Raw genomic sequence first — 10,994 nt, 5'->3', positions numbered from 1 at the left:
GCATGCAATCACGCGCAAAGGTGCGGGTACGGCCATTTCCGCTGTCCGTTCCCAAGCAACCCGAGCCGTTCAAGGCGGCGCGTGCGCTGGTTCGGCGCAAATTCTGTTCCCGCGCCGACCGCTGGCACGGATGCACCGCATATAGAGAATTTTGTGGAATAGTTCTAGACAGTTGCGGAGCAAATTTGTGCGATGCGGCAGCGCTCGCGAAACATTGTTTTCAGGGCAGGCGAGAGATGCGGCTTATCGCCGAAAATCTGGGCGGCGAACGCGGCGGCGAATCGGTTTTCTCCGGCATCGGCTTCGCGCTCGATCAGGGCCAGGCGCTGGTCGTCACCGGGCCGAACGGCGCCGGCAAATCAACCCTGCTCCGGATCATCGCCGGGCTGCTGCCGCAGGCCGAGGGCGGTCTGTTGCTCGAGGGCGGTGGTGAGGCGTTTCCGTCGATCGCCTCGGCCTGCCATTATCTCGGTCATCAGAACGCGATGAAGACGGCGCTCGGCGTGGCGGAGAATTTGCGCTTCTGGCGGGAGTTCCACGGGCAAGGTTCGCTCGAGGTCGAAGCGGCGCTGGAAACGGTCGGGCTGGGGGGCATCGGCCATCTGCCGTTCGGCTATCTCTCGACCGGGCAGCGTCGCCGCGCGGCGATCGCGAAACTGCTGGTCAGCCATCGGCCGTTGTGGCTGCTCGACGAGCCGACGGCGGGGCTGGACAAGGCCTCGGAGGGGCGGTTCGCGGGGCTGATCCGCAAGCATTTGGGGGGCGGAGGGATTGTCGTGGCGGCAACGCATCTGCCGTTGAGTATCGAGGGGGCAAAGGCGCTGCGGATGGGGGAGGCCGGCTGATGTCTGCGCTCTACGGCACCCCCCTCTGTCCTGCCGGACACCCCCACTTGGGGGGAGATCAGATGTCGCGACGGGCTTCGCCAATTTTCGACATCGCAAGAAGAGTGCCGCCAATGAAACAGCTGATCTCCCCCCAAGTGGGGGAGATGTCCGGCAGGACAGAGGGGGGCGCGAAGGGACTCCCACCTAAACAAAAGGCCGCAGTGTAAATGTGGTCCCTCTTCCTGCGCGACATCCGCCTCTCGATCCGCGCCGGCGGCGGCGCGCTGACCGGCGTCATCTTCTTCCTTGCCGTCATCGCCACCATCCCGTTCGGTGTCGGGCCGGACCTGAAGCTGCTTTCCCGCATCGGCCCGGCGATCCTTTGGATCGGGGCGCTGCTGTCCTGCCTGCTCGGGCTCGACCGGCTGTTCCAGGCCGACCGCGAGGACGGTTCGCTCGACCTGCTGGTGCTCGGCAACGACCGGCACATGCTGCCGCTGACGGTGCTGGTGAAGTGCCTGGCGCATTGGGCGGGAAGCGTGCTGCCGCTGGTCGTCGCAGCTCCCCTGCTCGGCCTGTTCATGAACATGGAGCCGCTGGCGATCGGCGCCACGGCGCTCACCTTGCTGGTCGGCACGCCGGCGATCACCTTCATCGGCGCCGCGGGTGCGGCCGTGGCGGTGGCGCTGCCGCGCGGCGGGCTGCTGATCTCGGTGCTGGTGCTGCCGCTGACCATCCCGGTGCTGATCTTCGGCGTCTCGGCGAGCTACGGCGCGACGGCCAGTCCCGACCCGTTCCTGCAACCCTTTCTCATTCTTGCCGCGCTGACGCTGTTTCTTGCCGTGCTGGGACCGGCCTCGGCGGCGCTGGCCTTGCGCCATGGTACGGATTGAGTGACCTCGGCCAGGGTTTTGCGCGACATCAGGACGGCGGCGCGGCGACCATGCAGGTTTGGGACTGCGGCGCGGCAGCCGATTGCGAAGCCACGGGCAGGCCGTTAAGGGAAAAGCATGATCGAGCGAGGCGAAACGATCCGGTCGGAAAGAAGAACGTCGATGGAGCGGCGGCCGTGAGCGCGCATGCCCTCTATGTCGCTGCGGCCTATGCGATTACCGCCGTGGTGCTGGCCGGCTTGATCGGCTGGATCCTTCTCGACCAGCGGGCGCGCAAGCGCGAACTCGCCGAACTCGAAGCCGCCGGCGTGCGACGCCGTTCCGACAAGGCCGGGACACCGAAGCCATGAGCAGTGAAAGCGAAACACCGCCCCCCCGCCGGCGCCTGTTCGTATTTTTGCCGCTGCTGGTCTTCCTCGGCCTGGCGGGACTGTTCCTGTCGCAGCTGCTGTCGGGACGCGATATTTCGGAAGTGCCCTCGGCGCTGATCGGGTTGCCGGCGCCGCAAACCAGCTTGCCGGCGCTGGAAGGGTCAAACCTGCCGGGGCTCGATTCGAAGGCCTTCGCCGGCAAGGTCACGCTGGTCAACGTGTTTGCCTCATGGTGCGCGCCGTGCCGGGAAGAGCATCCGGTGCTGCTGGCGCTGGCGCAGGACAAGCGCTTCACCATGGCGGCGCTGAATTACAAGGACCGGCCGGAAAACGCCCGCCGCTTCCTCGGCGACCTCGGCAATCCATTCCAGGCGATCGGCGTCGACGAGGCGGGCCGCACGGCGATCGACTGGGGGGTCTATGGCGTGCCGGAAACCTTCGTCATCGGCAAGGATGGCAAGATTGCCTACAAGCATGTCGGTCCGCTGACGGCGGAGTCGGCGAGGGATCTCGTGCTGCCGCAGATCGAAAAGGCACTGGCGGCGCCGGGTTGAGGCGGCCCTTCGGTCGTCATTCTAGGGCGAAGCAAGAAGCGAAGCGACGCGGCGCAGACCCTAGAATCCATTCCGTGACATTCGTTAGAAGTGCGGCGGTCCGAAACGCGTACGAGCCCTGCACCGCGGTAACTCTCGAAAATCACGGCATGGATCCTTGGGTCTTCGCTCCGCTTCGCGTCGCTACGCCCAAGGATGACGAACGTGATTGGCCGACCGAATACTAGCCGTAGATCTGCTTGTGGATCTGGTACAGCATCTCGCTGCGGTCGGCGCGCATGTCGGCTAGGTCGCGGCTGGAAAAGCTGTCGATTTCGGCGACGAGGCGGTTGTACTGCTTGCGCTTGGCGATGCTGGTGCGAGCGCGGGTCATGAGATCGTTGAAGATCATGTCAAGGTTCCTTCTATGCCGCGTTTGTCGCGGCTGGTTCTTCCTCCCTTGATCGGTACGCAGCATGACATAGGAATGGTGCGCTGCAAAAAGAAGATGTTGCAATGCACCATTGCGCGGAGCGCATAGCCGGTTAATGGCGGCCTAAAGCGTCCGTCCGCACATCGGACCGCCGGCGCGAAAGGCTGGCCCAATCCGTTTTGTCTTACAAATGCGAAATCCACGGCTTGCCATATCGATCGCGGGCTGGCTTGATCCGACGTCACGTGATGCCGGGAGGAAATGCATGGCGGCCTCAGACTATTATGAAGTTCTCGATCCGCGCTTCGCGCGCCTGTTCAATGGCAGCGCGCAGGTGGAGAAGCTGTTCACCGGATGCCGCTGGGCGGAAGGGCCGGCCTGGTTCGCCGCCGGCCGCTACGTCGTCTGGTCGGACATCCCGAACAACCGCATGCTGCGCTACGACGAGACGGATGGCAGCGTCAGCGTCTTCCGCCAGCCCTCCGGCAATTCCAACGGCAACACCGTCGACCGGCAAGGCCGGCTGGTCACCTGCGAGCATTCGGGCCGCCGTGTCAGCCGCACCGAGCATGACGGCTCGGTCACCACGATCGCCGCCAAATGGAAGGGCAAGCGGCTGAATTCGCCCAACGACGTTGTGGTGAAATCCGACGGCTCGATCTGGTTCACCGACCCGAGCTATGGCATCGACACCGACTATGAGGGCGACAAGGCCGAGAGCGAGATCGGCGCCTGCCATGTCTACCGTGTCGATCCCGAGACTGGCGAGGTCGAGGCCGTCATCACCGACATGGTCAGGCCGAATGGCCTCGCCTTCTCGCTAGACGAAAGCCTGCTCTATGTCGTCGATACCGGCCGCACGCATGGCGCTGAGAACCCGGCGCATATGCGCGTGTTCAACGTCGGCAAGCACGGCAAGAAGGTTTCGGGCGGCAAGGTCTTCGCCGACTGCACCGCCGGCCTGTTCGACGGCTTCCGGCTCGACGCGGACGGGCGCATCTGGACGAGCGCGGCCGACGGCATCCATTGCTACGATCCGGACGGGACACTGATCGGTAAGGTCAAGGTGCCCGAAGTGACCGCCAATTGCGTGTTCGGCGGCGCCAAGCTGAACTGTCTCTACATCGCCGGCACCACCTCGCTCTATTCGGTGCGGCTGATGGTCAATGGGGCCAAGACCTATTGAGGCTACTGGAAACTTTTCTCTGGCGGCCTCTGCTGGCGTTTTTGCGCCTATCTGATCTGATGCGCTCGCCGCGCCACGGGTACTGCAATCCCCGCGCTGCGGTTTGCCGGAGCGAGTTTCGAAACAGTTGCCGGGCGGCAATCGGCAGGATCCAACGGGAGGACGTCATGCCATTCGTCAACATCCGCATCGTCAAGGAAGTGATCGCCGCCGATCCGGCCGGCAAGAAGGCTGACATCGCCAAGAAGGTCACGGCCGCCATCATGGACGCCACCGGCCTCGGCAATGACGATGTCTGGGTGGTTTTTGAGGAGGTCAATGCCCGCGATTGGTATGTCGGCAAGACCGATGTCGAAACGCGGCGGAAGGGCTAACCCGACTAAGGCTGCTACGCGGACATTGTGAGAGGCCGGCGGGACAGCGCCCCCCTCTGTCCTACCGGACATCTCCCCCGCTTGGGGGGAGATCAGATGCCGCTACCGCTTTCGCCAATAGCCAACGTTACAAGAGGAAGCCGGCGGCGGAACCGCCAATCTCCCCCCAAGTGGGGGAGATGCCCGGTAGGGCAGAGGCGGGCGCGAAGGATCGCAAACGAAGGATAGTGGCCAACACGCTCAACGCGTCCCGATAAACTCCGCAAAAGCCGCAACCGCATCGTGCATGACCAGCCGGTTCGCCGGTTCCGTGAGAATATTCTCCACCTCCGGCGACTTCTTCCCCAGCAAGGCAATCTCAAGCCCGCCATCGTAAAGCGCGAACGACATGGTGCGCATGATCTCGGCCAATGCGGCGCGCGCATAGAGCGAGCGCGGCGAGGCGTGCACCAGCATCGCCGGCTTGTCGATGGCGGCCTCGCCCGACACCAGCCAGTCGAGCGCGTTCTTCAGCCCGCCCGGAACGCCATGGGCATATTCCGGGCACGAGATGATGACACCGTCCGCGCGGGTGATCATCTCGATCAAGCGTGCCGCTTCGGGCGGCGTGCGCTCGCTTTCGTCGTTGGGATTGAAGATGGGGAGCCGGCCGAGGCCGTCATAAAGCTGGACGCGGCAGTCCGCAGGCGCGTTGGCGGCCAGGGCCGCCAGCAGGGCCGAATTGGTCGAGGCGGCGCGCAGGCTGCCGGAGATGGCGATGATGTTGAGCACAGTGAAGAAGGCCGGTTCGGACGAATCGTGTCCGTCCGAGCCTACCACATGGTCCGCCGGTAATCGTCGTCCAGCCAGCGGTCGGTCGCCTCGGCCGAGTCGGCCAGCGCCAGCTGGTCACGCAGAATCTGGCCGAGCGTCGGCAGCATGGCGCGGTCGTACCAGCTCTCCGGCTTCCACAGATCGGAGCGCATGAAAGCCTTGGCGCAATGCATGTAGGTGGCCTTGACTGACACCACGATGACGCTTTGCGGTTCCTTTCCGTTAACGGCAAGGCGCTCGCGCAAGGTGGCATCCACGGTGATGCGGGCATCGCCATTGACGCGCAGCGTCTCGTTCATGCCGGGGATGAGGAAGAGCAACCCGACCGAAGGATTGCGCAGGATGTTTTCCAGCGTGTCCAGCCGGTTGTTGCCGGGCCGGTCGGGGATGTGGCGATGGTGCGGTCGTCGAGAATGGCGGCGAAACCGGGCTTGTCGCCCTTCGGCGTCACGTCGGCGTTGCCTTCGCCGTCGGAGGAGCCGATCAGCACGAAGGGGCTCTTGCCGATGAAGGAGCGGCAGTGGCCGTCGAGTGTCTTCAATTCCTTGCGGATAGAACCGTCGGTCGGGCGCGGCGTCTTGTAGATCGTCCGCAGCTCTTCGCGCGTGGTGACGAATTCCATGCCTTTACTCCCTATTTGCCGGCCTTCTCCTCGCCGCCTGCCTTGTCGTCCAGCGAATGGCGCAGGATCAGCGGCATCTGGCTGAAGGTGAACAGGAGCGTGATCGGCATGATCCCCCAGACCTTGAAGGTAACCCAGGCGTCGGTGGAAAAGTTGCGCCAGACCACTTCATTGACGATGGCCAGGAACAGGAAGAACAGGCCCCAGCGGAAGGTCAGTTTCCGCCAGCCTTCGGCATCGAGCCGGAACGCCGAATCGAAGACATAGCCGAGCAGCGACTTGCCGAAGAACAGGCCGCCGAGCAGCACGCCGCCGAACAACGTGTTGACGATGGTCGGCTTCATCTTGATGAAGATGTCGTCCTGCAGGTAGAGCGTCAGCGCGCCGAAGATGAGGACGACGACACCCGACACCATCGGCATGATTGGCAAGGTGCGGGTGAGCAGCCACGAGACGGCAAGGGCGATGACGGTTGCCGCCATGAACAAGCCGGTGGCGACAAAGATCGGCCCGCCGAATTCGGCCAGCACCGGAAATTTCTGCGTCAGCCATTCGCCACGCGCATTGGCGAAGAAGAAGACCATCAGCGGCCCGAGTTCAAGCACCAGCTTGAGCACGGGATTGACGCCTTCGTTCTTCTCTTTCTGCGGATCGGAGGGATCGCGCTCGAGGATAGGTGGGTTCATGGGTCTCTTTCTTACGCACGATACAATCCGGAAGCCTCCTTCCGGCATCATGCCTGTTCAAGCCACTCCAGCGATCGCCCTGGCGAATTCGCTTGCCGAGAAAGGTTCGAGGTCGTCGACCTGTTCGCCGACGCCGATGAAATAGACCGGCAATTTGTGCTTTGCCGCGATCGCCACCAGAATACCGCCGCGCGCCGTGCCGTCCAGCTTGGTCATCACCAGGCCGTTGACGCCAGCGACATTGCGGAAGATCTCGACCTGGTTGAGCGCGTTCTGGCCGGTGGTGGCGTCGACCGTCTGCAACACGGTGTGCGGTGCTTCGGGATCGAGCTTGCCGAGCACGCGCACGATCTTTTCCAGCTCGGCCATCAGTTCGGTCTTGTTCTGCAGGCGGCCGGCGGTGTCGATGATCAGCACGTCTGAACCCGCCTCCTTGGCCTTCTCGAAGGCGTCATAGGCGAGGCCGGCGGCGTCGGCGCCAAGTTTCGAGGCGATCACCGGCGATTTCGTTCGCTCGCCCCAGATCTTCAGCTGCTCGATGGCCGCGGCGCGGAACGTGTCGCCGGCGGCAAGCATCACCGACAGGCCGCCATCGGTCAGCTTTGCCGCCAGCTTGCCGATGGTGGTGGTCTTGCCAGTGCCGTTGACGCCGACCACCAGGATGACATGCGGCTTGTGACTGAGATCGAGCTCGAGCGGCATGGCGACGTGGGTCAGCACCTTCTCCACCTCGGCCGCCATGATGGCACGGACTTCGGTGTCGGAGACATCCTTGCCGTAGCGGCTGGAAGCCAGCGCATCGGTGACGCGCAGCGCGGTCTCCATGCCGAGGTCGGCGCGGATCAGCACATCCTCCAGATCCTGCAGCGTGTCCTCGTCAAGCTTGCGCCGGGTGAAGACGCCGGCGATGTTGCCGGTAAGTTCGCGCGACGAGCGGGCAAGCCCGTCCCGCATGCGCTGGAACCAGGAGCGCCGAGGCGCCGCCTCGGGCGCTTTCTGTTGCTCTGCCTTCTGCTCGACCCTTTTGGAGACAGTTACCTTGCCCTGGGCGGGTTTTGGTTCCGATGCCGGCTGCAGGGTTGAGACAGGCGCGCCCTTTACCTCCCCCTCGATGGGGGAGGTCCCGAGCATAGCTCGGGGATGGGGGTGACCGGCGCCAGCGCTATCACCCCACCCCGCCGCTTCGCGTCGACCCTCCCCATCAAGGAGAGGGTGGGGCGCCGGAGCCGAAGCCTCTTCCTTCTCCCCGTCCTTATACGGGGAGAAGGTGCCGGCAGGCGGATGAGGGGCGGCGCTGACTTCCGGGGGAAGCCTTGCGGACGGGATCGCCGACGGCGTCTCGATCGGTGCCGGCACTTCGGCGGGCGCTGGCTCCGGCAGTTCCTCCGGTTCCGGCGCGATCCCTGGCCGTTCAGGAATTTCCTGTGGCGCAGGTTCGGGAATGCGTTCCGGCACCACCGGCACGTCGGGAGTTTCTTGCGGCGCCGGCTCTTCGGCGGGTATTTCGGGAGCCGGTGGCTTCGGGGCGGGTTCGACCGGCTGCGGTTCTTCGGCCGGAGCAGGCTCAGGCTGGATTTCGGGCTCGGACGGAACCGTCGGCTCCGGCGCCGGTGGGATAGTCGGAATGGGCTCGGGTGCCGGCTCCTCGACAGGCGCCAGCGGGGACGCGTCCTTTACCTCCCCCTCGATGGGGGAGGTCCCGAGCGCGGCTCGGGGGTGGGGGTGATCAGCGCCAACGCCGGCGCTACCACCCCGCCCCGCCGCTTCGCGTCGACCCTCCCCATCGGGGGAGGGTGAGGCGCTGCTTCTGGTTCATCACGCTTCAAAAATTCCGGAACGGCCTGCTCGGTCGCCGGCTTCAACGCATCCAGCGCGTCCCATTTGATCGGCGGCAGCGGGGCGGTCTCGTCGATCCGCTCCTCGACAACCTCTTTCTTGCCGAACGAAAATATCTTCTTGAAAAAACCAGCCATGTTTTGCGTTTCTCAGGCAGCGCGGGCGGCAAGGGGCGCGGCGATCAGGCGAGCGCCATCATGGCCCGATATCTCGGCCTTGATGATTTCGCCCGGCGCGCCTGTGCCCAGTGCGGCAAGTGTAAAACCCTCGGTGCGGCCAAGGCCATCGCGTTCGATCAGGATCGACTGGCGTGTTCCGGCAAGCGAGGCCAGATGGCGCCGATAGGCCGCCTCGCCGGCGGCGCGCAGCCGTGCGGCGCGCTGCTTGACCACTTCGCGGCGCACTTGCGGCATGCGCGCGGCGGGCGTGCCTTCGCGCGGGCTGAACGGGAAGACGTGGAGATGGGTCAGGCCGCACTCCGCGACGATCCTTATCGAGTTCTCGAACATGTCGTCGGTCTCGGTCGGGAAGCCGGCGATGATGTCGGCGCCGAAGACAATGTCCTTGCGCAGCTTGCGCACATCCTCGCAGAAGCGGATCGACTGGTCTCTGCTGTGGCGGCGCTTCATGCGCTTCAGGATCATGTCGTCGCCCGACTGCAGCGACAGGTGCAGATGCGGCATCAGCCGGGGCTCGGTGGCGATGGCGTCGAGCAATTCGTCGTCGGCCTCGATCGAATCGATCGAGGACAGCCGCAGGCGCTTCACGTCGGGCAGCTGCTTCAGGATGGTTTTCACCAGTTTGCCGAGCTTCGGCGCGCCCGGCAGGTCGGCGCCGAAAGACGTCATGTCGACGCCGGTCAAAACGACCTCGGCATAGCCGTTGCCGGCAAGCCGCTTGACCTGCTCGACGACAGCGCCCATCGGCACCGAGCGCGAATTGCCGCGGCCATAGGGAATGATGCAGAAGGTGCAGCGATGGTCGCAGCCATTCTGCACCTGGACGAAGGCGCGTGCCCGGCCCTCGATGGCGTCGACCATATGGCCGGCGGTCTCGCGCACCGAAAAAATGTCGTTGACGCGGGCCTTCTCGGTGTCGTTGACGCCGAAATCCGGCAGCGCACGGTAGGAGTTCGCCTTCAGCTTCTCCTCATTGCCGAGAACGAGATCGACCTCGTCCATGGCCGTGAAATCCTGTGGCGCGGTCTGCGCGGCACAGCCGGTGACGACGATGCGCGCGCGAGGGTTGTCGCGGCGCGCCTTGCGGATCGCCTGCTTAGCCTGGCGGACCGCCTCGCCGGTGACGGCGCAGGTGTTGAAGATCACGGCGCCGCCGGCCAGCGTGCCAAGGCCGGCGCTTTCGGCCTCGCGCCGCATCACCTCGGACTCATAGGTGTTCAGGCGGCAGCCGAAGGTCACCACGTCAATGCCATTGGAACGGGGAGCCTCGGAGAGGGGGCCCTCGAAGACAGGGCTCTTGGACAGAGCCGACATCAGGCCGCGCTTTCGGTGTCGCGGGCCCAGGTGCCGTTGGATGGATCGAAGCTGCCGGAAAACTCCCATTCGGCCGCACCGGTCAGGATGACGTGGTCGTCGTCGCGCCATTCGACCTTCAGCGTGCCGCCGCCGGGTGTTAAAAGGCTGACGCTGCGCCCGGTCCGCCTGGTGCGGACCGCCGCCACCACGGCAGCGCAAGCCGCCGAGCCGCAGGCCTTGGTCAGGCCGGCGCCGCGCTCCCAGGTGCGGATGACCATGGTTTCGGGCGACGTCACCTGCGCGATGGTGATATTGGCGCGCTCTGGGAAGATCGGGTGGTTTTCGAGCAGCGGGCCGAAGCGCTCGAGTTCATAGGACCAGACGTCGCGGTCGACCCAGAAGATGGCGTGCGGGTTGCCCATCGAGACGGCGGAGGGCGAATGCAGCACAGGCGCGTCGATCGGCCCGATCTGCAATTCTATCATGCGGGTGTCGCGGAATTCTTCCGCGAGCGGAATTTCCTGCCAGCCGAAACGCGGCGTGCCCATATCGACCGAGATCAAGCCGTCGACATGCTCTTCCGCATTGAGAATGCCGGCGCGGGTCTCGAAGGTGAACGTCTTCCGGCCGGTCTCGGCGGCAAGCGCCTGAACGACGCAACGCATGCCATTGCCGCAAGCCTGCGCGCCCGAGCCGTCGGAATTCAGGATGTCGACATAGTAGGCCGTGCCCGGCGTCTTCGCGTCATGGATCGCCATGATCTGGTCGAAGCGGGTCGCGGGATCGGCGTTGAGCGCGATCGCCGCCGCCGCCGTCACCCGGTCGGCACGGCCGCGCATATCGGCGACGATGATCTCGTTGCCGATGCCGTTCATCTTGGCGAAGGGGGCGATACCTGCCATTTCTTGCGGTCGTTCCATATCCGTTTGGCGCTATATGGCGGAA

Annotated in this window: 13 protein-coding genes and 1 pseudogene; 6 read left to right on the top strand and 8 right to left on the bottom strand. The window is 64.7% G+C overall.

Annotated features, from left to right (window positions below; all coding sequences use genetic code 11):
• The first annotated feature begins 236 nt into the window (after window positions 1-236).
• The 4 genes from ccmA to FJW03_RS23455 all read left to right on the top strand — a co-directional run bounded on the left by ccmA (window position 237) and on the right by FJW03_RS23455 (window position 2,645).
• Window positions 237-845, top strand: coding sequence for a heme ABC exporter ATP-binding protein CcmA (gene ccmA, locus FJW03_RS23470; protein ID WP_140766053.1), 609 nt, complete (start codon window positions 237-239; stop codon window positions 843-845).
• Between the two features lie 209 nt (window positions 846-1,054).
• Complete coding sequence (gene ccmB / locus FJW03_RS23465; RefSeq protein WP_140766051.1) at window positions 1,055-1,720, top strand: heme exporter protein CcmB; 666 nt, start codon at window positions 1,055-1,057, stop codon at window positions 1,718-1,720.
• A gap of 176 nt (window positions 1,721-1,896) precedes the next feature.
• Window positions 1,897-2,070, top strand: a complete 174-nt coding sequence (ccmD, locus tag FJW03_RS23460) for a heme exporter protein CcmD (protein ID WP_140766050.1) — start codon at window positions 1,897-1,899, stop codon at window positions 2,068-2,070.
• Complete coding sequence (locus FJW03_RS23455) at window positions 2,067-2,645, top strand: DsbE family thiol:disulfide interchange protein (protein WP_140766049.1); 579 nt, start codon at window positions 2,067-2,069, stop codon at window positions 2,643-2,645. Before ccmD ends, FJW03_RS23455 begins: the two co-directional genes overlap by 4 nt.
• Window positions 2,646-2,868: 223 nt before the next feature.
• Here the strand turns inward: FJW03_RS23455 and FJW03_RS23450 are convergent, their stop codons facing one another.
• On the bottom strand, window positions 2,869-3,036 hold the full coding sequence (locus FJW03_RS23450; RefSeq protein WP_140610188.1) for a hypothetical protein: 168 nt from the start codon (window positions 3,034-3,036) through the stop codon (window positions 2,869-2,871).
• Between the two features lie 286 nt (window positions 3,037-3,322).
• Here FJW03_RS23450 and FJW03_RS23445 point away from each other — a divergent pair, with 286 nt between their 5' ends.
• Both FJW03_RS23445 and FJW03_RS23440 read left to right on the top strand, forming a co-directional pair.
• Window positions 3,323-4,243, top strand: coding sequence for an SMP-30/gluconolactonase/LRE family protein (locus FJW03_RS23445; RefSeq protein WP_140610187.1), 921 nt, complete (start codon window positions 3,323-3,325; stop codon window positions 4,241-4,243).
• A 167-nt stretch (window positions 4,244-4,410) separates the two neighbouring features.
• Entirely contained in the window at window positions 4,411-4,617 is a 207-nt protein-coding gene (locus FJW03_RS23440) for a tautomerase family protein (protein ID WP_140684309.1), read from the top strand.
• A 240-nt stretch (window positions 4,618-4,857) separates the two neighbouring features.
• On the opposite strand, the gene FJW03_RS23435 is transcribed toward FJW03_RS23440, so the two are convergent.
• From FJW03_RS23435 to dapF, 7 genes and pseudogenes are all read right to left on the bottom strand, one after another.
• Complete coding sequence (locus FJW03_RS23435; RefSeq protein ID WP_140766073.1) at window positions 4,858-5,388, bottom strand: NADPH-dependent FMN reductase; 531 nt, start codon at window positions 5,386-5,388, stop codon at window positions 4,858-4,860.
• A gap of 41 nt (window positions 5,389-5,429) precedes the next feature.
• A pseudogene (locus FJW03_RS23430) lies at window positions 5,430-6,052 on the bottom strand (pyridoxamine 5'-phosphate oxidase family protein).
• An 11-nt stretch (window positions 6,053-6,063) separates the two neighbouring features.
• Window positions 6,064-6,738, bottom strand: coding sequence for a septation protein A (locus FJW03_RS23425; RefSeq protein ID WP_140766048.1), 675 nt, complete (start codon window positions 6,736-6,738; stop codon window positions 6,064-6,066).
• 57 nt (window positions 6,739-6,795) lie between these two features.
• Window positions 6,796-8,427, bottom strand: coding sequence for a signal recognition particle-docking protein FtsY (gene ftsY / locus FJW03_RS23420; protein WP_413466514.1), 1,632 nt, complete (start codon window positions 8,425-8,427; stop codon window positions 6,796-6,798).
• Window positions 8,412-8,711, bottom strand: a complete 300-nt coding sequence (locus tag FJW03_RS23415; protein WP_226890444.1) for a hypothetical protein — start codon at window positions 8,709-8,711, stop codon at window positions 8,412-8,414. Before FJW03_RS23415 ends, ftsY begins: the two co-directional genes overlap by 16 nt.
• Before the next feature lie 12 nt (window positions 8,712-8,723).
• Window positions 8,724-10,067, bottom strand: a complete 1,344-nt coding sequence (gene mtaB, locus FJW03_RS23410) for a tRNA (N(6)-L-threonylcarbamoyladenosine(37)-C(2))-methylthiotransferase MtaB (RefSeq protein WP_413466439.1) — start codon at window positions 10,065-10,067, stop codon at window positions 8,724-8,726.
• The gene (gene dapF, locus FJW03_RS23405) at window positions 10,067-10,951 is read right to left on the bottom strand and encodes a diaminopimelate epimerase (RefSeq protein ID WP_140766046.1); all 885 of its coding nucleotides are present in this window, start codon (window positions 10,949-10,951) and stop codon (window positions 10,067-10,069) included. Before dapF ends, mtaB begins: the two co-directional genes overlap by 1 nt.
• Window positions 10,952-10,994: the final 43 nt, after the last annotated feature.

The organism is Mesorhizobium sp. B4-1-4 (assembly GCF_006439395.2).
GTDB lineage: Bacteria > Pseudomonadota > Alphaproteobacteria > Rhizobiales > Rhizobiaceae > Mesorhizobium.
The sequence above is the reverse complement of the archived record's forward strand: the minus strand, read 5'-3'. Positions and strand labels throughout refer to the sequence as shown.

Bases quoted from the DNA above. Each gene is read 5' to 3' on its own strand.
- ccmA (WP_140766053.1), top strand. From the start codon at position 237: ATGCGGCTTATCGCCGAAAATCTGGGCGGCGAACGCGGCGGCGAATCG.
- ccmB (WP_140766051.1), top strand. From the start codon at position 1,055: ATGTGGTCCCTCTTCCTGCGCGACATCCGCCTCTCGATCCGCGCCGGC.
- FJW03_RS23455 (WP_140766049.1), top strand. From the start codon at position 2,067: ATGAGCAGTGAAAGCGAAACACCGCCCCCCCGCCGGCGCCTGTTCGTA.
- FJW03_RS23450 (WP_140610188.1), bottom strand. From the start codon at position 3,036: ATGATCTTCAACGATCTCATGACCCGCGCTCGCACCAGCATCGCCAAG.
- FJW03_RS23445 (WP_140610187.1), top strand. From the start codon at position 3,323: ATGGCGGCCTCAGACTATTATGAAGTTCTCGATCCGCGCTTCGCGCGC.
- FJW03_RS23440 (WP_140684309.1), top strand. From the start codon at position 4,411: ATGCCATTCGTCAACATCCGCATCGTCAAGGAAGTGATCGCCGCCGAT.
- FJW03_RS23425 (WP_140766048.1), bottom strand. From the start codon at position 6,738: ATGAACCCACCTATCCTCGAGCGCGATCCCTCCGATCCGCAGAAAGAG.
- FJW03_RS23415 (WP_226890444.1), bottom strand. From the start codon at position 8,711: ATGGCTGGTTTTTTCAAGAAGATATTTTCGTTCGGCAAGAAAGAGGTT.
- mtaB (WP_413466439.1), bottom strand. From the start codon at position 10,067: ATGTCGGCTCTGTCCAAGAGCCCTGTCTTCGAGGGCCCCCTCTCCGAG.
- dapF (WP_140766046.1), bottom strand. From the start codon at position 10,951: ATGGCAGGTATCGCCCCCTTCGCCAAGATGAACGGCATCGGCAACGAG.